The sequence below is a fragment of the Streptomyces sp. MCA2 genome, assembly GCF_023544705.1.
In the GTDB taxonomy this organism is placed as follows: Bacteria; Actinomycetota; Actinomycetes; order Streptomycetales; family Streptomycetaceae; genus Streptomyces; species Streptomyces decoyicus.
Window position 1 is genome coordinate 90194 of the sequence record NZ_JAMJFM010000004.1, and the last position, 24758, is coordinate 114951.

Consider the following 24758-nt stretch of genomic DNA (forward strand, 5'->3'; position numbering starts at 1 on the left):
CCACCGCCATGCGTATCCCTCAGCGTTGCGTGGCATGCCCGGTTCTCGGCCGATCTGGCGTCGTCCGCGCGCCTCTGCGCTGCTCCGCCGCCATACGGCATCACGGAACCTTCACAGCGGATGGACGGTATCCACAACTCTGGCATTTGCCTGAGCGGTTGCGGCCCGATGCGGGGAACCGTGTGCCGCACGGCTGCTTCGCTTGAAGCATGGCGTCCGGCGGTGAGATCCGGCGCCCTCGGCCGTTCGATGGCCCATCCCCGTATGAAGAGGAGTCGGATTCCAGTGAGCAAGGTGCTGTTCGTGTATGCCAAGGGCGGACCGCCCTTGGGGTACGCCCTGTCACGGGTCGCCGCACGGTCGGCAGTGCACCTGCTGGCGCTCAGCGCGCTCCCGCCCTCCGTTGCCGCGTCCGCGGACCGGCTGTGTGCTTCGGTCCTGATCCCTTCCGAGTCCGAGCGACACGACCTGGTGTCCCTGATCGTCTCCCGGGCCCAGGAAGTGGGCGCGGAAGCGGTCGTCACCTTCTCCGAGTACGCCGTCGTCGCGGTCGCGGAGGCCTGCGAGAAGCTCGGCCTGGCCGGGGCGGGCAACTCCTGTGCGCTCGCCCGCGACAAGCGGATGATGCGGCGCACCTGGCAGGACCAGGGGATATCCCAGCCCCGGTTCCGCCCCGTCGCCACCGAGCAGGATCTGCACGACGCGGCCGCCACGCTCCGCTTCCCCCTGCTGCTGAAGGCCGCCTGGAGCGCCGGCTCCACCGCGCACCGCACCCTCCGCTGCGCCGGCGAGGTGCGGGCGGCCTGGGAGCGGGCGCGCGAGGTGATGGCCGAATCCGCCCAGCTGGGGTACGCCGAGCTGCATGTCGCCGGTGCCGGGGCGGACTTCATCGTCGAGGAGATCGTGCCGGGCACCGCGGCGGAGTGGTTCGACCAGGAGGGCTGGGGCGACTACGTCAGCGTCGAAGGCGTCGTCGTGGACGGGGACTTCCGTCCGGTCTGCCTCAGCGGGCGGATGCCGACCGTGGAGCCGTTCACCGAACGCGCCGGCATCACGCCCGCCGCGCTGCCGCACGATGCCCAGCGGCGCATCGTGGCCCTGGCGCGCGATGCCGTCGACGCGCTGGGGCTGCGCAACTGCGGTACGCACACCGAGATCAAGCTCGGTGCCGACGGGCGGATGTGGGTGATCGAGACCGCCGCCCGGTTCGGCGGCGCGATGACCGTCCCGCAGATCGAGGAGGTCTTCGGCCTGGACCTGATCGGCATGCTCACCGACCACCTGCTGGGCCGTCCGGTCTCCTGGCCCGCCGAGGCCCGCACGCCGCAGGAGGCACACGGCGCGGCCGGCTCGCTGGTCGTCCTGGCCGTCGACGGCGCCGGTGACGCCTGGCCGGACCGGCGTATCTGGGACTTCCCGACGGTGCACGACAACGTGCCGCTCAGCGCGGGCAGCCGGCTGTCCGTGGTGGCCGAGAACTCGCTCCCGGACGGGACGCTGGTGCCGGTGTACGACCCGGCCGCGGGCGCCAACACCATGGCGGCGCTGTGCCTGCTGTCGGCCACCGACCCGGAGACCGTGATCCGCGACTTCCGGACCCTGGTGGACGCCCTTCCCAAGGTCCTCCCCCACGGCACCACGGAGGCGCAGTCATGACCACCACCGTCCTGCCCGCCGGCGCGCCCGGCCCGCTCACCGATCGCACCGTCGTCGGCGAGAACCTCTCCCTGCCGCTCTTCCGCACCCTCTCCGGTGTCCTGGCCGGCCACCCGTACCTCAAGGTCGTGGTGGACCGCATCGAGAACACCTGGCATCTGCTCGACACGGCTGCCCATCCGTTCCACGTCAACTACATCGCCACCCGTGTCCTCGGCATGGAGCTGGACGCGCTGGACTCCTGCCTGGACGCCTTCAACGCCTCGGTCTACATGGACCCCGAGCGCCGCTTCCTGCTGGGTGTGCTCTCGCTGCACACCGACGAGGACGCCGAGGGACGGGAGCGGCCTTTCCTCGTCCTGGAGACGACCGAGGCCGACACCATGAACGGCAGGCTGCTGGAGGAGTTCTACACGTTCGTCCGGCACCGGGTCGACGGCCGGCTGCCGCTGCTGCTGAAGCCGGCGAACCACGGGCAGGAGCACGAGCTCGCCGCGATCAGCGACGTACGGGTGCCGCGGATCCTCGGTCATGAACTCTTCGGCAACCGCACCCGTACCCCGCTGAACCCCGGCGAGGCCATCGGCCGGCTCCGCTACTTCCGGACCCCCGAGGAGTACGCGGCCGCGGCCGCCGAGCTCGGCTGGTCCGACATCGTGGCCATGCCGTCGCTGCCGGACGATGTGCCGCGGGTGGCCGGCTTCCTCAACACCGCGCCCGGCACGCCGCTCTCGCACACCAATGTCCTCGCCTCCGGCTGGGGCATCCCCAACGCGATCGTCCGCGATCTGGACCGGCTCGTCGAGGCGGACGGCCTGGACGGCGCCTGGATCCGCTACCGGGTGCAGGACGACGAGATCACCCTCGCCCCGCTGGCCCATGTCCCGTCGCTGGAGGCCCCGGCCTGGCACCAGCAGCGGATCCGGATGGAGCCGCCGCTGCTGGAGGACGTACCCGCGCTGTACCTGCACCGGCTGCGCCGCGCGGACCAGGACCGGTACGGCACCAAGGCGGCCAGCCTCGGGGAGCTCCATCACGTCCTCGACAGCCGCTCCGCCGACCTCACCGCCTTCTACGGGCAGCCGAGGCCGCCCCGCGCCGACCTCTACGGCCACCTCGCGGCCCGTCTGGGCACCCCCGGCGCGACCCCCGGGGAACTCCAGTCGCTGGCGGCCGACTTCGTGGCCGGCACCATCGCCGCGCCCGACGGGATCGCTCTCCCCTTCGCCCTCCAGCACCGCTTCCTGACGTCCTCCCCGGCCGTGCAACAGGGCATCGGCAAGCTGAAGATGGCGCTCGAACTCGATGCCGTCGACGTGGTGGACGCGCTCTGTCTGCACCTTCAGCAGCTCATCCGGAACACCCCGATGCCCGACGAGGTGACCCGCCAGATCACCCAGGCGCTGCCCGACGGCCCCGACGCGGCCAACCGTCTCGTGGTGCGCTCCTCCTCCAACGCCGAGGACCTCCCGGGGTTCTCCGCTGCCGGGGTCTACGACTCGGTCACCACCGTGCACGGCCCGGACGAACTCCTGGACGCGGTACGCCAGGTGTGGGCCTCCCTGCTGTCGCCGCGCAGCGTCCGGCTGCGCCACCAGGCGGGCATCTCCCTCGACGACACCTACATGGGCGTCATCATCCAGCGGTATGTGCCCGCGGACCTCGGCGGTGTCCTGGTGACCTGCAACCCGACCAAGCGCACGGACTTCCGCAACGTCTACCTCAACTGCTCCCCCGGCTCGCCCGAGACGGTCGTCGACGGAACGACGCTGCCGCTCCAGTACCTGTACAACACGGTCGAGGGCGGCGGCCGCACCGTCGCGCTCGGCTCGACCGGCCAGGACCTGCCCGTCGCCACCCGGGACAAGCTGGCCCGGCTGGCGCTGACCGGCCGGCTGCTCCAGTCCCACTTCAGCGACACCGATGTGGACCATCCGCTGGACATCGAGTGGCTGATGACCGATCAGGGGGACTTCCGCCTGGTCCAGATCCGCCCCTACGCGCTGTGATCCGCCCGTTCTCCGGTCTGCGAGGCGCCCGCGGTCCCCGGGCCGCGGGGGTGCCGCTGACGCCGCGGGCCCGTCGGATCATCAGGCTCAACAACGGCTTCCAGCTGCTGTTCAATCTGCTGTGGTGGATGCCGGTCTTCTACGCCTACCAGCGGGAGGCGGGGCTCTCCGACGGCCAGATCTTCGGCATCCAGAGCATCTACTACGTCGCGTTCTGCCTCTTCGAGATCCCGACCGGGATGGTGGCCGACCGCATCGGTGCCCGCAACTGTCTGCGGGCCGGTGCCGTCGTGATGACCGCGGCGAACCTGGCCCCGGTCCTCGCCCCCAGCTACACCGGCTTCCTGGTGCACTTCCTGGCCATCGCCGCCGGCCGCTCGCTGACCTCCGGCGCCGCCAGCGCCTATCTCTACGACGGCCTGGCGGCCGAGGGTGCGGGAGAGCACTATCTGAAGGCGGAGGGGCAGGCACGGGCGCTGGGTCTGGCCGCGAAGGTGCTGTGCTGGCCACTGGTCGGCCCGTTGATGGCCGTCGCACACCCCACGCCGTATGTGCTGAGCGCCGCCAGCGCGGCGGGCTCGCTCGTCTGCGCCATGGCGCTGCCGCGGCACGCCGCGCCCGACCACGGCCGCCGGGACCGGGCCGCGAAGACTTCCCCCGGCGGGGTCGCGTTCCTCCGCGATGCCACCACGGCGCTGCGCTGTGTGTGGGCGACGCCCTGGCTCGCCCTGCTCATGGTGCAGGGCGTGGCCGTCTTCACGCTCTCGCGCATCTGCCAGGTCAACCTCTTCCAGCCGGTGCTGCTGGACCACGGCATCCCCGAAGGTTCGCACGGCGGTGTGCTGGCCGCCATGACCGTCGCGGAGGCGGTGGCCTCGGCCCGGCCCCAGTGGCTCGGCTCGCGGCTGTCACCGGTCGCCTGGGTCTCGCTGCTCAGCCTCGCGATGGCGGCGGCGCTGGCGGGCAGCACCCTCGGCGGGCCCTGGACCGTGATCGCCCTGCTGTGCGTGTTCGCCGCGGTCACCGGCTTCGCCTACCCGCTCCAGCGCAAGCTGGTGAACGACGCGATCCCGGCGGGTGCGCCACGGGCCACCCTGCTCTCCGTCGAGAGCATCGTGGACCGGGCGGTGTGTGCGCTGGCGGCCGTGGCCGCGGGTGCCTATCTCTCGGCCGGGCGGCTGGACGCGCTGCTGTGGCACAGCGCGGTGGTGACCGGCGTGGTGATGCTCGTGCTGCAACTGGTCCTGCGGCGGGCCCCGGGAAGGCCCCGGAAGCGGCCGGAGGAGGAGCCGGCCCTGGAGCTGGTCACCACAGCAGGAAACCCCTGAGCGTCACCGTCATACTGGGGACGTGCGGGGTACCGATGCCGGGCGCTACGGCGAAGGCATGTTCCGCCCGGAAGAGACCGGCGAGGCCGGTCGTATCGACCTGGGAGCGCTCGCCTACGACGAGGTGAGCGCCGCCCGGTTGACGGCGTTGGGAGCCGGTCCCGGCTGGAACTGCCTGGACGTGGGCGCGGGAACCGGCACCCTCGCACGGTGGCTGCTGGAGTCGGCCGGTGTCACGTCGGTCCTCGCCGTGGACCGTGACACCCGGTTCCTCACGGCGGACGGCACACCGGGTCTGTCGGCGCTGAGCGCCGACATCACCGCGCCGGACTTCGATCCCGGCCGGTTCCAGCTGGTCCACGCGCGGTTCGTCCTGATGCATCTGCGCGCATGGCGCCGCATGATCGCCAAGCTGGCGTCGCTGGTCGCCGACGATGGTGTGCTGGTGCTCAGCGACGCCGTGGACCTGACGTCCGCCACCGCGCCGAGCACCCCGTACACCACGGTCATGCGGGCGATGTGGCAGGCACTGCGGGAGACCATCGGCACGGACATCTCCTGGGTACCGGATTACCCGCAGCTGCTGCACGAGGAAGGCCTGTGCCAGGTGGCCGCCGAGATCCGTGTGCCGCCGTTGGTGCCGGGCAGTGCCGTCAGCCGCTTCTGGGCCGAGACGTGGGAGCGGGCACGGGGCGCCATGCTGGCGACGGGGCGGGTGGACGAGGCGCAGATCGAGCGGGCCCTGCGCGATCTGTCGTCGCCCCGCTGCGCCGGCCTCTCCCCCGGGATGCTCACCGCTTGGGGATGGAAGACCGAGGAGGCCGCCCGTGACCAGTGCATCTGACCGGGAACGGGAGCGTGTCTGGGAGCTGCACACCACCAGCGAGTTCAGCACTCTCGATCTCGACACGACGATGGCCACCATGTCGGACGACCCGGAGGTGGTGCATGTGCCCACGGCCATGGGCGCCCGCGGCAGGGCGTCCGTGCGGCACTTCTACCGCCGCTGGTTCGTGGGCCACAACGCGGCGGACTTCGCCATCGCCCCGCTGACCCGCACCACGGGCGGGACGCGGATCGTCGACGAAATGCTGGTCTCCTTCACCCATGACGTGGAGGTGCCGTGGATCCTCCCCGGTGTGCCGCCGACCGGACGCCGCGTCGAGATCCCGGTCCTCGCGGTGGTCTCGTTCGACGGCGCGCTGATCTCCGGCGAGCACATCTACTGGGACCAGGCCGCGGTGCTCGGCCAGACCGGCCTCCTCCCGGCGGAGACGATGGCGCGGCTGCCGGTCGTGGCGGATCAGCGCGGGACGCTGACGGACGGCCCGCTCAATCAGCTGGCCGGCGGCCAGCGCCGCGGCTGAGTCCGCCACCGGCCACGCGGCCTCTCGCTGCCATGACCGAAGCCACCTCAGCGCCGCGACGGCCGTCCCGGGCGGTGAGGTTCAGCCTGCCTTGGGGAGTTGCTGGGTGGAGCAGTGGATACCGCCGCCGCCCTCGCCGAGGTGGTCGACGGGCACCGGCACCACCTTCCGTCCCGGATACAGCTCCCGCAGCAGGGACGCGGCCTTGCTGTCGGCCTTCTTGTCTCCGAAGCGGGGCATGACGACCCCTCCGTTGACCACGTAGTAGTTCGCATAGCAGGCCAGGAACCCCTTCCCGCGGCGCCCGATGTCGGCCGGTTCGGGCAGCTCGACGACGTCGAGCCGCTTCCCCCGGGCATCGACCGCCCGGTCCAGGACCCTGCGGGCCTGTTCGTAGGCGCCGGTGAACTCGTTGGGGCGGGCGTTCTTCGCCGGGGTGCTCAGGACCACGACGCCGGGTTCGGAGAACCGTGCCAGCGCGTCGATGTGATAGTCCGTGATGTCCTTGCCCTTGACGCCCTTGACCCAGATCACCGTGGTGGCGCCGAACAGTTCCTTGAGCTCCCGCTCGATGTCCTCGCGGGACATCCCGGGGTTGCGGTTGTCGTTGACCAGGGAGCTCTCGGTCACCATCAGGGTGCCCCGGCCGTCGCCCTCCACCGCCCCGCCTTCAGCGGTGATCGGTGCCTTGATCCTGGTGAGGCGCTCGTCGTCCAGGATCGCGCGGGCGACCCGGCTGTCGCGGCCGTGCTCCTGCTTGTTGCCCCAGCCGTTGAAGTGGAGATCCACTCCGGCGACGCCGTCGGGCCCGAGCACGAAGACCGGCCCGGTGTCCCGCATCCACAGATCGTCCACCGGCGCCGGGACGACTTCCACTCCGGACCCGCACGCCCGCCGGGCCGCCTGTGCCTCCTCGTCGTTGGCCAGCAGGGCCACCGGCTCGAACTCGGCGATCGTCCGTGCGATACGGGCGATGTCGTCGCGCACGCCGGTGATCTCCGGCCCCCAGATCCGGCGGGTGGGCCAGGCCATGTAGGTCGCCTCGTGCGGATGCGCCTCGTCGGGCAGCCGCCACCCGCCGGCCCGCTTCGCACCCGCGGGGACGGCGCGCCCGTCGTGTGGCGCGGGCCCGCTGCTGTCCTTGGTGCCGCAGGCGCCCAAGGCCCCGCCGACGGCGGCGACGACCGCCGCTTGCAGTGTCTGACGTCGGGATATATCCATGATCAGCTCCCTGACTGAAATTTTAGTCAGGACGATAGTAGGGCATGATCGGAGCCGAGCCACCTAGATTCCTCGGACCGCGGGAGCATGCGATGCCGGACAGGCCCACCCAGATCCTCGAAGCCGCCGCCCGGCTGATCGCCCGGCGCGGCGTGCGCGGGCTGCGCGTCGAGGAGGTGTCCGCGGAGGCCGGCGTCTCGACCGCGCTGATCTACTACCACTTCAAGGACCGCACCGGACTGCTGCGCCGCACACTGGAGTTCATCAACCGGCGTGCGGTCCGCTACACCGACGCCGCCCTCGACACCTCCGACGACCCCCGTACGCAGCTCACCGAGATCCTGCTGCTGGAACTCCAGGACATCCCCCACGTGAGGGAGAACAGCGCGGCCTGGGGCGAGTTGCGCGCCACCGCCGTCTTCGACCCCGACCTGCGGGAACTGCTGGCCACCGCGACCCGCGAGTGGACCGAGGACCTCGCCGACCTGATACGGCAGGCCCAGGCGGCCGATCCGGCCCTCACCGGGACCGATCCGTACGCGGCGGCCGAGCGGCTCACCGCGCTGGCGGAGGGCCTGAGCGAACGCTGGCTGAGCGGCACCACCTCGCTGGAGCGGGCGCACGAACTGCTGCGCGGCGCCGTGGACGCGGAACTCCGGCCGGCCTGAGCCGCGCTCCGGACCGCGGATGCCACAGCGGATGCCATAGCGGATGAACTGAACGCTTCGACCAATAAGCGGACATCAGGAGCAGTTTTCGGTCGGATTCCGGCACGTGACGGTCTGCACTCGATCACCCGATCTCACTTCGTCATCACCCTGGAATCCCTTGCCCATCAGGAAGGGCGACATGTGCCGGTCATCCGGTGGTTGGCAGGATCTGACGGAGAATTTTCGGTTCCGGTGAGTAAATGGTGAAGAAAACCGGCCGAAAGTGTGCATCGGGTTTTGACCCGTGATCGTCCGTTCCGCGATGGTCAATCGCATGCCCGTCATACCCCGACCCGCGGCCAGCGGCCCGCTGCGTCTGCGCGATTTCCGCCTTCTGCTCGCCGGTGCCGCGGCCGGACAACTCGGCGCCCAGGTCACCCTGGTCGCCCTGCCGCTCGTCGCGGTGCTCGAGCTCAACGCCCCCGCCTTCCAGGTGGGGTTGCTCACCGCCGCGGAGACCGCCGCGTTCTTGCTGGTCGGACTGCCGGCCGGGGCCTGGGTCGACCGGATGCGCAAGCTGCCGCTGATGATCCGCGCCGATGTGGTGCGGGCGGTGGCGATGGCGAGCATCCCGCTGGCCGCCGTCGCCGGCGTGCTGACGATGGTGCAGCTGTACGTCGTCGCGCTGATCACCGGCGTGGCGACCGTCTTCTTCGACGTCGCCCACCAGAGCTTCCTGCCCCAGCTGCTGCCCAAGGACCAGCTGGTCCCGGGCAACGGAGCGCTGGAGACCATCCGTTCGTCGGCGCAGGTCGCGGGTCCCGGGATCGGTGGCGGTCTCGTCCAGGTGCTCGGGGCCGCCCTGGCCATCGTCGCCGACGCGGCCGGCTATGTGCTCTCCGCGCTCTTCCTGTGGGCCATCAAGCGGCCCGAGAGCCGCCCGGAACCCCGGCCGGAAGCCTCCCTGCGCCAGGACATCGCCGAGGGGCTGCGCTTCGTCTTCGGACACCGCCTGCTGCGGGTGATCGCCCTGACGACCGGGCTGGCCAACTTCTTCACCGCCGTGCTGATGGCCACGCAGTCCGTCTTCCTGGTCCGCGTGCTGGAACTGGCGCCGGGAGTGGTCGGCCTCCTGCTGGCCGCCTCCGCCGTGGGCGGGCTCGCCGGCGCCCTGTGCGCGGGACGACTCGCCGCCCGGCTCGGCCAGGCCCGGATCATCTGGCTGTCCGCGCTGATCACCGGCCCGTTCGCGCTGCTGTGGCCGCTCTCCACGCCCGGCGCGGGGGCGGTGCTGTTCGCCCTCGGCTCCGGTGTGGTCTTCTTCGGCGCCGTCGTCTACAACGTCGCCCAGGTGAGCTTCCGTCAGGCCCTGTGCCCGCCCCGGCTGCTCGGCCGGATGAACGCGACGCTGCGGTTCCTGATGTGGGGCACTTTGCCACTCGGGGCCCTGGCCGGCGGTGCGCTGGCCGATGCCTACGGAGCCCGGGTGGCGCTGGTGTGGTGCGCGGCCGGATTCCTGGCCGTACCGCTGCCGCTGCTGCTCTCCCCGCTGCGCCGGATGCGCGAACTGCCCGTCACGGAGCAGGCCGAGGCCGGCCCGTCCGACACCACCGGCCCGTCCGGCACCGCCGACCCGGCCGAGCCCGCGTCCATCGGCTGACGGCGGGCCACCGCGCCCCGCCTCGCCTGCCCTCCCCCACCTGCCCCGCCGCCTGCCTTCGCGCACGGCCTTCCCACCCGCCTCGCCTCCGGCGACGCGTGCCCGCCACGTCAAGAGAGGATCACGTGCTCAGCATCACGAGCCAGTACCTGGCCCGCTACCGGCGACTCGACACCGACGACGGGGCCGCGGTCCTGCTGCCCGTCACGGGCGCCCAGCGTCGCTTTGCACTGGTGCGTGCCATGGACCCCGCCGGGCGGCCGGATCTCGTGCCGATGTTCTTCGCCTTCCCGCGTGGCACGGTGGATCCCGTACGCCTCGCGGCCGCCGCGAACCGGCTCGCCGCCCTGCACCCCGTGCTGCGCGCCCGGCTCACCGTGCGGCGCGGCACGCCCGCGCTCCACCTGGAGGAGCCGCAGGTATCCGTGACCCGCACGGCGTGCGCGCCCGGTGAGGACGCGGCCACCGTGCTGCGTCGCGCCCTGGGCGGTTGGACCCCGCAGGGCCCGCCGCTGCGGCTGTTCCTGGTGCAGGACGGCCTGGAGGAGGTGCTCGCCATCGTGCTGGACCACACCGCGTGCGACGGCCAGTCGCTGGCCCGGATCGTCGGGGAACTCGGCGCCGCCTACGACGAAGGTCCCGGCGCCGAGGGCCCCTCCCCCGCCGAAGTCGGGGCCGAGCTGGCCGCCTACCGGGACGCGGTGCTGCTACAGCTCGACGCGGAGGAGCGCGCGGGCGTGCCGGCGGCCATGGCGTACTGGGGCGAACGGCTCCGCGCGGTGCGCGAACAGGCCCCCGCGCCACGTCCGGAATCCCTCTCCGCCGGGACGGCGCCGAGCGGTTCGGCGGCGCTGCGGCTGCCCGCCCCGCCCGCCGGCGTGCCCTTCCCCGAGCTGCTCGACGCCTGCCAGGCGGCGGCAGCGGCGCTGTTCGGGGCGGGCCATGTGGTGCCGCTCGGCTACCCGTGGGGCGGCCGGCCGCCCGGTGCCGCGCCGGTGCTCGGCTGCTTCCTCAACACCATGGTCTTCCCCACCGTGACCGGGGACGCGTCCCCGGCCTCGGCGACGGCCGAGGCCTGGTGGGACGACCTGGACCATGCCGCCACCCCCTTCGACGCCGTGGTGCACGCCGCCCGGGCGGCCGGCTCCGGCTGGACCGGCCGGCTCGACGGCATGCTGACCGTCGACGATGCCCGCCGGCATCCCCCGCTCCGCCTGGGCGGTGTGACGGGCCGTGAGATCTCTGTCGACGGCAGGGCCGTGCGCGGCCCCTTCGCGGTCTCCGTCACCCAGGGCGCCGAGCTCCATCTGCGCATGGTGTGGGACCGCACGATCCTCCCCGACCGCACCGCCGAGAGCGCCTTCACCGCCCTCGCCGACGCGCTGCGGACCCCGGCGCCGACAGCCGCCTGACCCGCGCGGCGACACCGCCCCTTCCTCACCTTCCGACACTGCCGGACCTGCCGCGCGATCCGCGGCCCGGTCCGCGCGTCCCACCGGCCCGGGCTCGACCATGCCCGGGCCGGAGAACCCCCACCCCGACAACCTCAGGGATCGCCCATGCTTCCGCTCTCCTCCTCGCAGGAGATCGTCTGGCTGCACGAACAGGTGCAACCGGGCAGCCGCGCCTACAACTTCACCGCCGCACTCGACCTGTGGGGCACGCTCGACACCGACGCGCTGCGCCGCGGACTCGCCGCCGCCCTCGACCGGCACCCCGGTCTGCGGCTGGAACTCGTCGCCGTCGCCGGGGCGATGCCGGGGCAGCGGGTCGCCGAGGCCTGTGTGCCGCGGCTGCACACGGTGGACCTGAGCGGGGAGGCGGACCCGGAGAGCGCGTTCCAGGAGCTGTTGCGCACGGAGGCGGAGACTCCGCTCGACACCTTCGAGGCACCGCTGCTGCGCTGGACGCTGGTCCGGCTCGCGGAGAACCGGCACCGGCTGATCCACGTGGAACACCATCTGATCCACGACGGCCATTCGTTCGCGATCCTGCTGCGGGATGTGTTCACCGTCTACCGGGGCCACGTTCTGGGCGAGCCGGTGGAGCTGCCGTCGGCGCCCTCGTACGCCGACCATGTCCGGGCCCGCTCCCAGGACGAGGCCGGCGGGGAGCGGCGGGACGGTCTGGACTTCTGGGCCGGTGAACTGCGCGAGGTCTCCTACGACATGCCGCTGCCCGGTCTGACCCGGCCCGGCTCCCGGCGCCGGCACCACGGCGGCCAGTTGCGTCAGTCGATCGGTGCCGATCTGGCGGAACGGCTGCGCGGCCATGCCCGTGAGCGCGGTCTGACGCCGTTCGCCACGCTCCTGGGGCTCTTCGCCGAGCTGCTGCGCCGGCACAGCGGCCGCTCGCAGATGGTGATCGGCACCGCGGTCGGCAACCGCCCGCGCGGTTTCGAGGAAGCCGTGGGCATGTTCGTCAACACCATCCCGCTCGCGCTGCGGCTGGACCCGGCCGCCCCGGCCGAGGAGTCCATGGACGAGGTGACCGACACCCTCATCCGTGCCCTGCCGCACCAGGAGGTGCCGATCCAGGAGCTGACCCGCGCGCTCGGCCTGCACACCTCGGGCGCCGACAACCCGCTGTTCAGCGTCATGTTCAGCGCCCACGACGCCGAGCTGCCCGAGGTCGACGTCCCGGGTCTGGACATCACCCTGTTCGAGGGCTTCAACACCGGCACCACCCGGTTCGATCTGGACGTGGTGCTGCTCCCGGACGACCGGCGCGGGGTCGGGCCCCGGCACGGTGCGGCGGGGATGACGCTGGTCTGGGACTACGACGCCGACATGTTCGGCGAGGATGTGGCGAAGCTGCTCGCCGGGCGGTTCCTCGACCTGCTGCGGGCGTATCTCGACGCGCCCGGCACCGCCCTCACGGATCTGGCGCCGCCGCCGTCGCCGCAGGCCCTCCCGGCCGCCGCGCCGCCGGCGCCGGAACACGATCCGCTCGACCCGGCCACCGCCCACGACCCGTCCCTGCCCGCGCTGCTCGTCGGCGCCCGCCGGATGACCTACGGCGACCTCGACGCCCAGGTCTCCTCGCTGGCGCAGCGGATGCGGGCGGCCGGAGTGACCGCCGGGCAGCCGGTGGCCGCCGTGCTGCCCCGCGGCGCCGACTCGGTCGTGGCGCTGCTGGCCTGTCTGCGGACCCGGGCGGTGTACTGCCCGCTCTCGCCGTCCGACCCGCCGGCCCGGCTGGAGCTGCTGCTCGGCCGGCTGGGCCCGGCGCTGGTCCTGACCTCGGCGGACGCCGCCGTCACCCTTCCCGACGGGCTGCCGACGGCCACGGTCGACGCCCCGGTCCTGCCGCAGGCGCGGGCGGCCGAGGTCGTGCCCGGCGCCGCGTACATCATTCACACCTCCGGCTCGACGGGCATCCCCAAGCCCGTCGCCGTCGGCCGCGCGGCGCTGGAGAACCATCTGACCGGGGCGGCCGACCGGTTCGGGCTGGGTGCGGGTGACCGGGTGCTGCTGTTCGCCCAGCCGTCGTTCGACGTGGCTCTTGAGGAGGTGCTGCCGTCGCTGTACGCCGGAGCCTGCCTGGTCGCCCCCGAGCGCGAGGTGCCGACCGGCGCCGAGCTGGCGGGACTGCTGGTCGCCGCCCGGGTCACCGTGGCCAATCTGCCCACCAGTTACTTCCTCGCCACCCGCGAGGAGATGCGCCCCGTGCTCCGCGACAGCCACTGGGCGCCGCGGCTGCTGGTGCTCGGTGGCGAGCGCCTCCCGGCGGATGTGATGCGCGCGTTCCTGGCCGACAGCGACAGCACCGTGCTCAACGTCTACGGCGTCACGGAGGCCGCCATCAGCTCCACCGTCCACGAGATCACCCGGGACGGCCTCGCCGACGGTGCGGAGATCCCGCTCGGCACCGAGCTGCCCGGCGAACGGGTCCATGTCCTGGACGCACACCACCGCCCGCTGCCGGACGGCGCGGTCGGTGAACTGGCCATCGCCGGGGCCGGGTTGGCGGAAGGATACGTAGGCAACCCCGAGACCACCGCCGCCCGGTTCGTCCATGTCGAGGCGCTCGGTGGTGAGCGGGTCTACCTCACCGGTGACCTCGGCTACCGCGGCCGCGACGGGCTGCTGTACTTCCTGGGGCGCCGGGACCACCAGATCAAGCTGCGGGGCTACCGCATCGAGCTGGAAGAGGTGGAGGCCGCCGCCTCGGCCGCGCTCGGCGGCCGCTCCTGCGCCGTCGTCCTGGACCGCGAGGCCCCGGGCGGGCCGCGGCTGGTCGGCTTCCTGGAGAACGCGGACGACGGTGAGCCGTGGGACGAGCAGGCGTTGCACACGGAGCTGGGCCGACGGCTGCCGAGCGCCCTCGTACCGGGTCGCTGGGCACGGCTCGACACCATGCCGCGACTGGCCGGCGGCAAGCCGGACCGCACCGCGCTGACCCGCCGGGCCGCCGCACTGGAGCCGGCCGCCCCGGCCGCGGAGAGCCAGAGCGTTCCCGCGCAGCTGCCGGCCGACCCGATGACGGAGCTGCTCGCCGAGGGCTGGCGGGAGGCTCTGGGCCACAGCCGCTTCGACGCGTCCTCGGACTTCTTCCGGACCGGCGGCCACTCGCTGCTCGCCGCGCAGCTGGCGGCCTGGCTCGAACCGCGGCTGGGGCAGCGTCCGCCGCTGCGGCTGCTGTTCCAGAACCCGGTGCTGGCCGACCAGGCCCTCGCGCTCGCGGCCGTCGGCACCGCCGCCGCGCCTGCTTCCGCCGCTTCGACCACCGTGACGGAGTCCCGATGACCCAGCCGATGACCGCCCGTACGGCGGCCCCGACGACCACCGCCGGCGTGCAACGGCCCGCGCCGGAGAGCCCGCTCAGCATCGCCCGCGGTGCCCTGCCCGCCACCGACGGCGCGACCGGGGTGCTCGCCCTCTTCGAGGAGTGGACCCAGCGCTCCCCGGAGGCTCCCGCGGTGATCGACGGGGAGCACAGCTGGACCTACCGGCAGATCGACACCGCCGCCGACGAGGTCGCCACGGCCCTGCGCGACCGGGTGCGGCCCGGAGACCTGGTCGGCGTCTGCCTCGACCGTTCGGCCGCCCTCGTGGTGACCGCGGTCGCGCTCGCCCGGATCGGCGCCGTCTACCTGCCGCTGGGCCCCCGCCCCGGTGAGCGCCGCACCGACGCCGTCACCGAGGACCTGAACGTCGTCTGTCTGATCGGCGATCCCGAGGTGCTGCCGCCCCGTCACCGGACGGCCGACCATCTGCGGCTGGCGCTGCCCGGGGAGGGCGCCAACGCCGCCGCCACGGTCGTGGCCGCTTTCGCCGCGCCGGGCACGGCTGCCCGTTCCGCGCCGCCCGAGGCGTTCTACGCCGTGCTGACCTCCGGCTCCACCGGGCGCCCCAAGGCGGTGGCCGTCGGCGAGCCCGCGCTCGGCATGCTGCTGAGCTGGTACCGCGCCACGAGCGGCCTGGCCCCCGGTGACCGGCAGTCCCTGCTGATCGGCGTCGCGTTCGACCCCCATCTGCTGGAGCTGTGGGCCGGGCTGACGTCCGGGGCGGCTCTGGTGCCCGCCCCGGACGAGGTCCGCTGGGACCCGACGGTGCTGGCCGACTGGTGGCGTACGTCCGCGGTGTCGGTGTGTGTGTCGGCCACGCCGATGGTGGAGCCGCTGCTGGAGCGGCCCTGGCCGCAGGACCTGAGGCTGCGTCATGTGTTCGTGGGCGGCGACCGGTTGCGGCGCCGTCCCGGCGCGGACGTGACCTCCACCGTCCACAACGCCTACGGACCGGCCGAGGCCACGGTGGCCTCCACCGTCCACTCCATGCACGGCACCGACAGCGCGGAGGGCGCGGAATCCGCACCGCCCATCGGCCGGCCCCTCCCGGGCGTGACCGTCGTCGTCGCCGATGCGGACGGCCGGCCCGTCGCCCGCGAGACGGAGGGTGAACTCCTCATCGGCGGAAGCGGTCTGGCGCTCGGCTATCTGGACCCCGAACTGACCGCGCGCCGCTTCCTCGCCGTGCCCGAGGACCTCGATCTGCCGGGTGTGGAGCGCTTGTACCGCACTGGGGACCGGGTGCGGATGCCGGCTGACGGGGAGCTGGAGTTCCTCGGCCGTCTCGACGACCAGGTCAAGATCAGCGGCGTACGGATCGAACCGGCCGAGGTGGAGGCCGCGTTCGAGAAGGACCCGGCGGTCCTGAGCGCCGTCGTCACCGCGCCGCGTACCGCCGACGGCCGCACCCGTCTGGTGGCGTACGTACGGGCGGCGGCCGGCGCCGCGCTCACCGCGGACGCGCTGCTGCCGGGCGTACGGACCTGGCTGCCGGAGCAGGCCGTGCCCTCGGACGTGCGGATCGTGGACTCCTTTCCCCTGGACGCCAACGGCAAGGTGGACCGGGCCGAGCTGGCCCGGCAGGCGGACCGCTCCGACGAGCGCCCCGGCGACGCCCCGGCGGCCGACGACGGGCCCGACGACGCCACCCCGGGCGAGCGGCTCGTGCTGAGCGCCGTACGCGATCTGCTCGCCCGCCCGGGAGCCTCGCTGACGGACAACTTCACCGAGGCCGGCGGCACCTCTCTCCTCGCCGCACGGCTGCTGACCGTCATCGAGAAGGAGAGCGGTGTGCGGCTGCGCGCTCCCGAACTGCTCCGCCAGCCGGACCTGCGCGCCGTCGCCCTGCTCGTCGACACCCGCCGCGCCGCCCGGCAACCGGCAGGAGCCTGAGATGACCACCCGCACCCCGCTCTCCCCCGACACCCGGAAGGAAGGCCCCGTGCCCACCGAAGGCACCCCGAAGGACGAGCACACCGCGTCCGGTGACCGCACCGCGTCCGCCCCGGCGGCCGGCCGGCCCGCGCCCGCGGCCGGCCTGCCGGCCCTCGTGGCATGGCATGCCGCACGGACCCCGCAGGCGCTGGCCGTCGCGGACGGCGACACCACCCTCACCTACGCACAGCTCGTCTCCTCGGCCCGCGCGCTCGCCGCCCATCTGCGCGAACACGGCGTCCGCCGGGGTGACTCGGTGGCACTGCTGATGCCCCGCTCGGCGCGCACCGTCGTCGCCCAGCTCGCGCTGTGGTGGGCGGGCGCCGTGTGCGTACCGCTCGACCCGGCCCATCCGCGCTCCCGTTCCGAGGCACTGGCCGCCGACGCCGGCGCGACCCTGACCGTCGGGGACAGCAAGCTCCTCGAATCGGCGGGGCTCGCCGGCGCCACCCTTGCGCTGCCCGGTGAGCCGCTGATGGGCGGCGACGACGTTGCCGGGGCCGAACTCGGCACGGACGCCACGGCGTTCATCATGTTCACCTCGGGCTCCACCGGCCGTCCCAAGGGCGTCGCCGTCCCGCACCGCGCGATCGCCGAGCTGGTCTCCGATCCGGCGTACCTCACCCTCACGTCCCGCGACCGGGTGCTCTTCCACTCGCCGATGACGTTCGACGCCTCGACCTTCGAGGTGTGGGGAGCGCTGGCCAACGGCGCCGCCGTGGTCGTGTGCACCGCGGAGCGGCCCTCGTTCGAGGACCTGGCCCAGCACGTGGAACGCCATGGCGTCACCGTCGCCTTCTTCACCACCGCGCTCTTCCACCAGCTGGCCGGCCGCCGCTCGCGTGTCTTCTCGCTGCTGCGCACGGTGATCGTGGGCGGCGAGGCGCTGTCCACGCACCATGCCCGTGAGGTACTGCGGGCCTTCCCCTGGCTGGAACTCGTCAACGGCTACGGGCCGACGGAGGCGACGACCTTCACCACGGCCCACCGCGTCACCGACGCCGACTGCGACGGCCAGATGCCCATCGGCCGGCCGATCGCGGGCGCGACCGTGCATCTTCTGGACGACTCCGGCAATCCGGTCCCGGACGGGGAGCGCGGCGAACTGTGGATCGGCGGCAGCCGGCTGGCCCACGGCTACACCGGGCAGCCGCAGCTGACCGCCGAGCGCTTCAGCGACCACCCCGGAACGGGGCGTCTCTACCGCACCGGCGACCTCGTCTCCCTGCGTCCGGACGGCACCCTCGACTTCCACGGGCGGACGGACGACCAGGTGAAGATCCGCGGCTTCCGGATCGAACCGGGGGAGATCGAACACGCCCTGCGGGAACAGCCCGAAGTGGCGGACGCCGCCATCACCGTGCACCGCCCCTCCCCCGACGACGCCCGCCTGGCCGCGTTCGTGGTGGCCTCGCCCGGACCGGTGCCCCGCCCCGACGCCCTGCGGGACCGGCTCACCGCCGTCCTGCCCGCCCATCTGGTCCCCGACGAGGTGCAGTTCGTCGACGCGCTGCCGCTCACCGCCTCCGGCAAGGTCGACCGCCGTGCGCTGACGGATCTCGTCGGCGCGGCGCGGCCCGACGCGCCGGCCGGGCCGCTGAATCCGCTGGAGCAGGCGGTCGCCGAGGTCTGGGGCCGGTCGCTGGGCCGTGACGTCACCCGCCCGGATGCCGATTTCCTCGCGCTGGGCGGGCACTCCCTGCTCGCGCTCGCGGTCACCGACGACCTCCGTGAGGAGCTCGGCGTCGAGCTGACGCTCGCCGACTTCTTCGCCGCCCCCACGGTGGCGGGGCACGCCGCGCTGGTCGAGCGCGCGCTCCTCGCCGCGCACAGCGATCTGCGCCCCGGCGCCCCGGAGGACACCGATGGCCACTGACACCCCCGCCGCCGCGGCGCTCCAGGAGGAACTGCTGCGCCGGGCGCGCTCCCGCACCGCCCTCCCCGCTGCCGCCCCCTCGGGCATCCCCTCGGGCGTCCACGACGGGCCCGCGCCGCTCTCGCACGCCCAGCGCCGTATGTGGCTGATGGACCGGCTGGGCCGCGGTGACGCCTCGTACAGCGTGCCCTTCGCCACCCGGCTGCGCGGTCCGCTCGATCTGGACGCGCTGGCCGCCGCGCTGACGTCGCTGGTACGCCGCCACGAGATTCTGCGTACCCGTTACGGGCAGCACGACGGCGAGCCGTACCAGGAAGTGCTGCCGGCTCCGGAGGCGATCGCGCTCCGCGTCGTGGAGACGGACGCGGACGGCGCCGGCGCCCTGCTGGCCGAGGAGGCACGCCGCCCCTTCGATCTCGCCGCCGGCCCCCTGCCGCGCGCCCTAGTCCTGCGGCACGGCGCGCAGGACCACACCGTGCTGCTGACGTTCCATCACATCGCCATCGACGGTGCGTCGCTGGAGACCGTGGCCGGTGAACTGGCGCGGCTCTACTCGGCCGCCGCCGGGGGCACCGCTGCCGAGGAGCAGCCGGAGCCGGTGCAGTACGCGGACTTCGCGCGGCGCGAGCGGGCCGCCGCCGACCGCCTCGAACAGGGCCTGAGCCACTGGGCCGGCCGCCTCGAAGGCGTCTCCCCGCTCCGGCTGCCCCGCCCCGCGCACCCGCCCGCCGACGCCGGCAGCCGCCCGGCCGGCAGCCACACCGCTCCGCTGGACCCGCGGGTGCCGGCCGCCCTGCGCGAACTGGGCCGGCAGCACCGGGCCACCCTGTTCACCGTGGCGCTCGCCGCGTCCTTCGCCGCCCTGCACCGCTTCACCGGCCAGGACGACCTGGTGATCGGGGTCGCCGGCACCCACCGCCAGGGCGCGGACATGCGCGGTCTGGTCGGACTGTGCGTCAACACCCTCCCGGTCCGGGTGGACACCGCCGGCGACCCGGCCTTCACCACGCTCCTGGAACGCGTACGGGACGCCCTGCTGGACGCCCAGCAACGCCGCGAGGTGCCCTTCGACCTCATCCTGGAGCGCCTCGGCGCCGCCGCCCGCGGCGCGGACGGTACGGCGCTGATCCGGGTGACCGCGGACGTCCTGGGCGCGCCCACGACGCTGCGGCTGCCGGGCCTGGTGGACGAGTACGTCGAAGTCGGCGCCGGCGAAGCCAAGTTCGACCTCTCCTTCGGCATGGTGGATACCGACGCCCCCGCCGGGCTCGTCCAGTACAGCCGGACCGCGCTGGATGAGGAAGCGGCGGCCGACCTCGGCGCGCACTATGCCGCCCTGCTCACGGCGGTGGCGGACGAGCCGGGCCTTCGGCTGTCCCGGCTGCCCGGTGCGCCGCCGGCGCCTCGGGGCGAAACCGGCGGGCACCCGGCCGAGGTGCTGCTGCGGTCGCACCCCGAGGTGGCCGAGGCCGCCGTGGTCGAGCCGGCCGGCGGCCCGCTGCTGGCGTATGCCGTCCTGCGCGGCATCGGCGGCCCCTCCCCCGCCGAGCTCCGCTCCCGTCTGCGCACCGCGCTGGCCGCGGAACTGGTACCCGCCGCGGTGACCTTGCTGGACGCCCTGCCGCGCACGGCCGACGGTGCGCCCGACCCGGCCCGGCTCCCCGGGTTCCCGTCGGCCCCCGCACCGCACGGCGCGCGCGCCGAGGCCGTGACCGAAGGCTTCACCGACCTCCTGGGCCATACGCCCGGACCGGACGACGACTTCTTCCTCCTCGGCGGCCACTCGCTGATCGCCGTCCAGCTCGCCGAGCGTCTGCGCCGGACGCTGAAACTGCCGCTGACCGGCCTGGACGTCATGCAGGCCCGCACCCCGCGGGCGGTCACCGCCCTGTTGGACGCACGCGAGGCGGAGCGTGCCGCCGCGCCGTCGGCCACCTCAGCCCGCCCGCGGCGCTCGCGCGAGGGCACGGTCCTGGTCACCGGCGGCACCGGCGGGGTCGGCGCGTTCGTGCTGCGCGAACTGGCCGCCCGAGGACGTCCGGTCCTGGCCCTGGCCCGCCCGGAATCCGCGCATCTGGTCGCCGCGGAGGGCGTGGACGTCATCGAGGGCGACCTCACCGATCTGGACGGTCTGCGCAAGGCCGTCGACAGTGCCGATGCGGTCATCCACGCGGCCTGCACCTTCACCCGTCCCGAGGTCGATGTGACGGCCATGGCGGCGATGGTCGGCGCCTGGTCGCGCGGTCCGTTCGTCTTCGTCAGCAGTGTGGACGCCTACGGCCACCCGGCCGGTGAGCGGGTGGCGGAGGAGTCCGCCCCGCGGCAGCCGCTGAGCGGGTATGGACAGGCGAAGCTGGACTGCGAAGGGCTGCTGCTGCGGGCGGCCGGCGCCCAGGGCCGGGGCGGCGCGAGCGCCGTCCGCTCCCCGCTCGTCTGGGGGCCGCACCACCGGCTGCGGGACCAGTTGCGCTGGGGTGCGACCGGCCTGCTCTACCAGGCGGCGCGGGAGGGCCGGCCGCTCGTCCTTCCGCGGCCCGGTACGCACGGACATGCGTGGTACGGCGCGGCCTGGGTGCATGCCGCGGCCCTGGCCCGGGCCGTGGTCTCGTGCCTGGACTCGCCCGTGCACGGCGTCGCCAACGCCGTCAGCGGACACCTCGCCTGGCGGGACCTCGCCACCGGGCTGACCGAACTCCTCGGCAGCGACAGCGAGATCCGGGAGACGGACGAGGTCCACCCGGACCTGAACCACCGCTGGCACTACGACGCCGACCGGCTGGCCCCGTCCCTGCGCGCACAGCAGGGCGAGGACTGGCGCTCCGTACTGGCCGCCATGGTCGGTCCGTCGGAGCGCTGAGCGGCACGGCATGACGGCGGGGCGACGCCCGATGGCCCCCCGGCCACCGGGTGTCGCCCCGCCGCCGGTCCGCTCAGGCCGTGCCGGGCAGCGGCGGTCTACTTGTAGCCGAAGTCCTGCGTCCAGTACGCCCGGAGCTTCCCGCCGAAGGCGACGCCCACGCCGGTGGAGTGCGACGAGCAGCTGAGGATGTTGGCCCGGTGCCCCGGGCTGTGCATCCAGGCGCGGAAGGCGCCCTCCGGCTTGGTCTCCCAGGCGTCGATGTTCTCCGCGTGGGCGTCCTGGTACCCCTGGGCCTCCATCCGTTCCTTGGGACCGCGGCCGTCCGGGGAGGAGTGCGCGTAGTAGTGGCGGGCGGACATGTCCTGGCTGTGCAGGCGGGCGGCCTTCGCCAGGCGCGCGTCGCGCCGCAGCGGCCCGCAACCGTGCTCCGCACGGGCCTTGTTGACGAGCCGGAGGACCTTGGCCTCGTAGCGGGCGGCCCGCTTCGTGTCCTGCTGGGCGGCGGGCTTGCCAGTAGCGGGCTTCCCGGTAGCGGACGCCGGGGCCGGGGAACCGGTGGACTCGGTCGCCTTCGCGTCGGCCTGGGACGAGAGCAGGGCCAGCGCGCCGATGAGCGCACCGGCCGCGACGACGATGCCGAGGGGAACTATTCGGGCCTGCCCCCGGTGTGCACCACCAGAGTCGCGCTCGGAGGGGGACGAGCGTTTCGTATTCAACTAAATATTCTCCATGCGTGGGGGGAATTACCTGGGAGAGGGCGCACCGCATTCAACGCGGCGCCCATTCACCGGAGGTGAAGCCCGGTCACGCGAACGGGCTCTTCCAGGAGCCGGATCACCGTAACAAGACATGGGAACGAGCCACCCGCTCAGACCTCGCCCAGCAACAACCTGTGCCCTGACCTGGGAAATCAGGGTGGCGCAACCGCTCGATTCCCGCCCCGGGCGGGCATTCGGCATCGGCGCAATGATTCTTCGACATACCGGACTCATTCCGGCACAACTCCGCTTGCGCAATGCGGCAATTTCCCCGCCTCGACAGCCGCATTCGTCGGCGGCAGCCACAATGACCGCCGGTGCGCCGGGGCATCCCGACGCCTTTCCGCCCGCACCGCCGACGCGCGAACGGCACCGCACCGGAGCCCGACGCACACGCTCCGTTCGGATAGCCGCCACTATTGACATAGCAATCACTATCTCTACAGTTGATGCCATGAGCCTTGACGCCGACGCGACCCCCAAACGGCGCCCGACCCGAGCGGAAGCCAAGGCCCGCACGCGCCAACTCCTGCTCGACGCCGCCGCACGGACCTATGCGCGCAAGGGATTCGCCGGAGCGTCCGTGGAAGAGATCGCCGAGGCGGCGGGATTCTCCATCGGCGCGGTCTACTCGAACTTCGGCAGCAAGGAGCGGCTCTTCGTGGAGCTGCTGCGCGAGCGCGCCAGCGAGCATGTGTCCCGGGCGACGCGGATCGTGGCCGACGCACAGGCCGGTGTCGACGATCCGGCTCCGGCGCTCGGCCGGCTGCTGGCGCATGTCGCCGACGACGATCCCGACTTCGCTCCCCTCCAGGACGAGTTCTGGCTCTACGCGGTGCGCAACCCCGAGCTGATGGAAACGCTGGCCGAACAGCTGCGCGGCCCCCGGGCCGAGATGGAAGGCCTGATGGGTACGGCCCTGGAGCACATCGGCGCGCGCGAGTCCGTATCCGCCGAAGCCGTGGCCACGATAACGATGGCGCTCTTCCAGGGGCTGGTGCGCCAGCGGCGGATCGACCCGGCCAGTGTGCCGGACGACCTGCTGGGCCAGGCCATGCAGTGGCTGTTCACCGGCATCGCCGCGAGCACCGGCCCGGCGGGCACCGCGGCCACGGACGAGACCGCGGCCGCCGACGACACCGCAGCCCCGGACGACACCGCACCCGCCGATCCGCCCGAGGAGAAACGATGACCCGCATCGACACCACGGCGACCCTGCCCTCGCTCCAGGAGCTGCTCGCCCCGCGGCATCAGGCCGACCCCTACCCCCTCTACGCCGGCTGGCGGACACGGACGCCGATCGCCCGCATCGACGACCAGTTGATGGTGCTCAGCCGGTACGAGGACTGCGCCGCGGTACTGCGCGACGGACGGTTCGGGCATGCCGAGGCCGACGATCCGCGGTTCACCGGCGAGCGGGCCCGCCCGGCTTCCAAGGTTCTGGTCGACGACAACGGCCGGCCCGTACGCGGCTTCCTGAGCCTCAACCCGCCCGACCACACCCGGATGCGGGGCCTGGTCTCCCAGGCCTTCACCCGCCGCCGGGTGGACCGCCTCGCGCCGCGCATCGAAGAGCTCGCCGCCGAGCTGTTCACCGGCCTGGAGTCCGCCGAGGGTCCGGTGGACCTGATCGAGGACCTGGCCAGCCCCCTGCCGGTGGCGGTCATCAGCGAACTGCTCGGCGTCCCCACGGCCGATCGCCACCGGATGCTGAAGTGGTCGCACGCGGTCGCCCGCGCCCTGGTCCCCGACTTCCTGCTGCCTCCCGGCGCCGCCGAGGAGGAAGCCCAGGCATGGCGCGAGTTCACCGACTACCTACGGGAACTCGCCGCCGAACGTCGCCGCGTACCCGGCGACGACCTGCTCTCCGCGCTGGTCGCCGTGCACGACGACGGTGACGCGCTGAGCGAGAACGAGCTGCTGGCCACCTGCACCCTGCTGCTGATCGCCGGCCATGAGACCACCGTCAACCTGATCGGCAACGGCACCCTCGCCCTGCTGCGCCACCCCGACCAGCTCGCCCGTCTGCGCAGCGAGCCGGACCTGATCGAGCCCGGGGTCGAGGAGCTGCTGCGCTATGACTCCCCGGTCCAGCTCATCGCCCGCTTCGCCCTCCAGGACGCCGAGGTCGCCGATGTGCCGGTGGCACGCGGCACGACACTCCTGCTCCTGGCCGGTGCCGCGAACCGTGACCCCGCCGCATTCGACCACCCCGACCGGCTCGACCTCGGCCGCACCCCGCTGCGGCACCTGTCCTTCGGCCACGGCATCCACTTCTGTCTGGGCGCCCCGCTCGCCCGCCTCGAAACCCAGATCGTCCTGCGCATGCTGCTGCGGCGCGCCCCGGACGTCCAGCTCGCCGGCGAGCCCCGCTGGAAGGACCACATCACCCTCCGCGGCCTGAGCCGGCTCCCCCTCTCCCTCGGCTGACGCACCGGCCACCGGCCTGGCGGTCCCGTGCGCACCGGCCGCGGCGCCGCGCACTTCCGCGTGCGGCGATCCGGAAAATCCCGCCTCTCGGCCTGCCCCTCGCTGATTCCTGCGCTCGGCTTGCGACGATGGGCGAATTGCCGGAACTGACGCCCTCCGGGTGCCTGACCGCCCCGGAGCGCGACACCTCGGTCCACCGGTACCGGTATCCGCGGAACG

At 73.2% G+C, this 24758-nt stretch carries 16 protein-coding genes; 14 read left to right on the forward strand and 2 right to left on the reverse strand.

What is annotated here, in order from left to right; all coding sequences use genetic code 11:
* Positions 1-285 precede the first annotated feature (285 nt).
* Genes M8I34_RS04820 through M8I34_RS04840 form a run of 5 tightly spaced genes read left to right on the forward strand, consistent with a single transcriptional unit; the run spans position 286 to position 6360 of the window.
* Positions 286-1656 (forward strand): ATP-grasp domain-containing protein, encoded by a 1371-nt coding sequence (locus tag M8I34_RS04820; RefSeq protein ID WP_250048044.1) that lies wholly within the window; start codon positions 286-288, stop codon positions 1654-1656.
* Entirely contained in the window at positions 1653-3665 is a 2013-nt protein-coding gene (locus M8I34_RS04825; protein WP_250048045.1) for a PEP/pyruvate-binding domain-containing protein, read from the forward strand. The genes M8I34_RS04820 and M8I34_RS04825 overlap by 4 nt, the downstream gene beginning before the upstream one ends.
* Complete coding sequence (locus tag M8I34_RS04830) at positions 3662-4993, forward strand: MFS transporter (RefSeq protein WP_250048046.1); 1332 nt, start codon at positions 3662-3664, stop codon at positions 4991-4993. Before M8I34_RS04825 ends, M8I34_RS04830 begins: the two co-directional genes overlap by 4 nt.
* A 22-nt stretch (positions 4994-5015) precedes the next feature.
* Positions 5016-5837 (forward strand): class I SAM-dependent methyltransferase, encoded by an 822-nt coding sequence (locus tag M8I34_RS04835; RefSeq protein ID WP_250048047.1) that lies wholly within the window; start codon positions 5016-5018, stop codon positions 5835-5837.
* Positions 5821-6360 (forward strand): nuclear transport factor 2 family protein, encoded by a 540-nt coding sequence (locus tag M8I34_RS04840; protein ID WP_250048048.1) that lies wholly within the window; start codon positions 5821-5823, stop codon positions 6358-6360. Before M8I34_RS04835 ends, M8I34_RS04840 begins: the two co-directional genes overlap by 17 nt.
* An 81-nt stretch (positions 6361-6441) precedes the next feature.
* On the opposite strand, the gene M8I34_RS04845 is transcribed toward M8I34_RS04840, so the two are convergent.
* Positions 6442-7581: an agmatine deiminase family protein gene (locus tag M8I34_RS04845; RefSeq protein WP_250048049.1), complete on the reverse strand. Its 1140-nt coding sequence runs from the start codon at positions 7579-7581 to the stop codon at positions 6442-6444.
* Positions 7582-7673: 92 nt separating this feature from the next.
* Between M8I34_RS04845 and M8I34_RS04850 the strand changes: the two genes are divergently transcribed.
* The 7 genes from M8I34_RS04850 to M8I34_RS04880 all read left to right on the forward strand — a co-directional run bounded on the left by M8I34_RS04850 (position 7674) and on the right by M8I34_RS04880 (position 21348).
* Complete coding sequence (locus M8I34_RS04850) at positions 7674-8249, forward strand: TetR/AcrR family transcriptional regulator (RefSeq protein WP_250048050.1); 576 nt, start codon at positions 7674-7676, stop codon at positions 8247-8249.
* 316 nt (positions 8250-8565) lie between these two features.
* Complete coding sequence (locus tag M8I34_RS04855) at positions 8566-9891, forward strand: MFS transporter (protein WP_250048051.1); 1326 nt, start codon at positions 8566-8568, stop codon at positions 9889-9891.
* A gap of 125 nt (positions 9892-10016) precedes the next feature.
* Entirely contained in the window at positions 10017-11303 is a 1287-nt protein-coding gene (locus M8I34_RS04860; protein WP_250048052.1) for a non-ribosomal peptide synthetase, read from the forward strand.
* A 147-nt stretch (positions 11304-11450) separates the two neighbouring features.
* The gene (locus tag M8I34_RS04865; protein ID WP_250048053.1) at positions 11451-14639 is read left to right on the forward strand and encodes an amino acid adenylation domain-containing protein; all 3189 of its coding nucleotides are present in this window, start codon (positions 11451-11453) and stop codon (positions 14637-14639) included.
* Positions 14636-16573, forward strand: coding sequence for a non-ribosomal peptide synthetase (locus M8I34_RS04870; protein WP_250048054.1), 1938 nt, complete (start codon positions 14636-14638; stop codon positions 16571-16573). Before M8I34_RS04865 ends, M8I34_RS04870 begins: the two co-directional genes overlap by 4 nt.
* 1 nt (position 16574) lies before the next feature.
* The gene (locus M8I34_RS04875; protein ID WP_250048055.1) at positions 16575-18491 is read left to right on the forward strand and encodes a non-ribosomal peptide synthetase; all 1917 of its coding nucleotides are present in this window, start codon (positions 16575-16577) and stop codon (positions 18489-18491) included.
* Positions 18481-21348 carry a condensation domain-containing protein gene (locus tag M8I34_RS04880; protein WP_250048056.1) on the forward strand — a complete coding sequence of 956 codons (2868 nt, stop codon included), beginning with the start codon at positions 18481-18483 and terminating at the stop codon, positions 21346-21348. Before M8I34_RS04875 ends, M8I34_RS04880 begins: the two co-directional genes overlap by 11 nt.
* Before the next feature lie 98 nt (positions 21349-21446).
* Here the strand turns inward: M8I34_RS04880 and M8I34_RS04885 are convergent, their stop codons facing one another.
* Positions 21447-22067 carry a CAP domain-containing protein gene (locus M8I34_RS04885; RefSeq protein ID WP_250048057.1) on the reverse strand — a complete coding sequence of 207 codons (621 nt, stop codon included), beginning with the start codon at positions 22065-22067 and terminating at the stop codon, positions 21447-21449.
* 496 nt (positions 22068-22563) lie between these two features.
* Here M8I34_RS04885 and M8I34_RS04890 point away from each other — a divergent pair, with 496 nt between their 5' ends.
* Both M8I34_RS04890 and M8I34_RS04895 read left to right on the forward strand, forming a co-directional pair.
* On the forward strand, positions 22564-23301 hold the full coding sequence (locus M8I34_RS04890; RefSeq protein WP_250048058.1) for a TetR/AcrR family transcriptional regulator: 738 nt from the start codon (positions 22564-22566) through the stop codon (positions 23299-23301).
* On the forward strand, positions 23298-24539 hold the full coding sequence (locus M8I34_RS04895; protein ID WP_250048059.1) for a cytochrome P450: 1242 nt from the start codon (positions 23298-23300) through the stop codon (positions 24537-24539). The genes M8I34_RS04890 and M8I34_RS04895 overlap by 4 nt, the downstream gene beginning before the upstream one ends.
* The last annotated feature ends 219 nt before the right edge of the window (positions 24540-24758 follow it).

Bases quoted from the DNA above. Each gene is read 5' to 3' on its own strand.
- M8I34_RS04870 (WP_250048054.1), top strand. From the start codon at position 14,636: ATGACCCAGCCGATGACCGCCCGTACGGCGGCCCCGACGACCACCGCC.
- M8I34_RS04875 (WP_250048055.1), top strand. From the start codon at position 16,575: ATGACCACCCGCACCCCGCTCTCCCCCGACACCCGGAAGGAAGGCCCC.
- M8I34_RS04825 (WP_250048045.1), top strand. From the start codon at position 1,653: ATGACCACCACCGTCCTGCCCGCCGGCGCGCCCGGCCCGCTCACCGAT.
- M8I34_RS04855 (WP_250048051.1), top strand. From the start codon at position 8,566: ATGCCCGTCATACCCCGACCCGCGGCCAGCGGCCCGCTGCGTCTGCGC.
- M8I34_RS04890 (WP_250048058.1), top strand. From the start codon at position 22,564: ATGAGCCTTGACGCCGACGCGACCCCCAAACGGCGCCCGACCCGAGCG.
- M8I34_RS04895 (WP_250048059.1), top strand. From the start codon at position 23,298: ATGACCCGCATCGACACCACGGCGACCCTGCCCTCGCTCCAGGAGCTG.
- M8I34_RS04850 (WP_250048050.1), top strand. From the start codon at position 7,674: ATGCCGGACAGGCCCACCCAGATCCTCGAAGCCGCCGCCCGGCTGATC.
- M8I34_RS04880 (WP_250048056.1), top strand. From the start codon at position 18,481: ATGGCCACTGACACCCCCGCCGCCGCGGCGCTCCAGGAGGAACTGCTG.
- M8I34_RS04845 (WP_250048049.1), bottom strand. From the start codon at position 7,581: ATGGATATATCCCGACGTCAGACACTGCAAGCGGCGGTCGTCGCCGCC.
- M8I34_RS04865 (WP_250048053.1), top strand. From the start codon at position 11,451: ATGCTTCCGCTCTCCTCCTCGCAGGAGATCGTCTGGCTGCACGAACAG.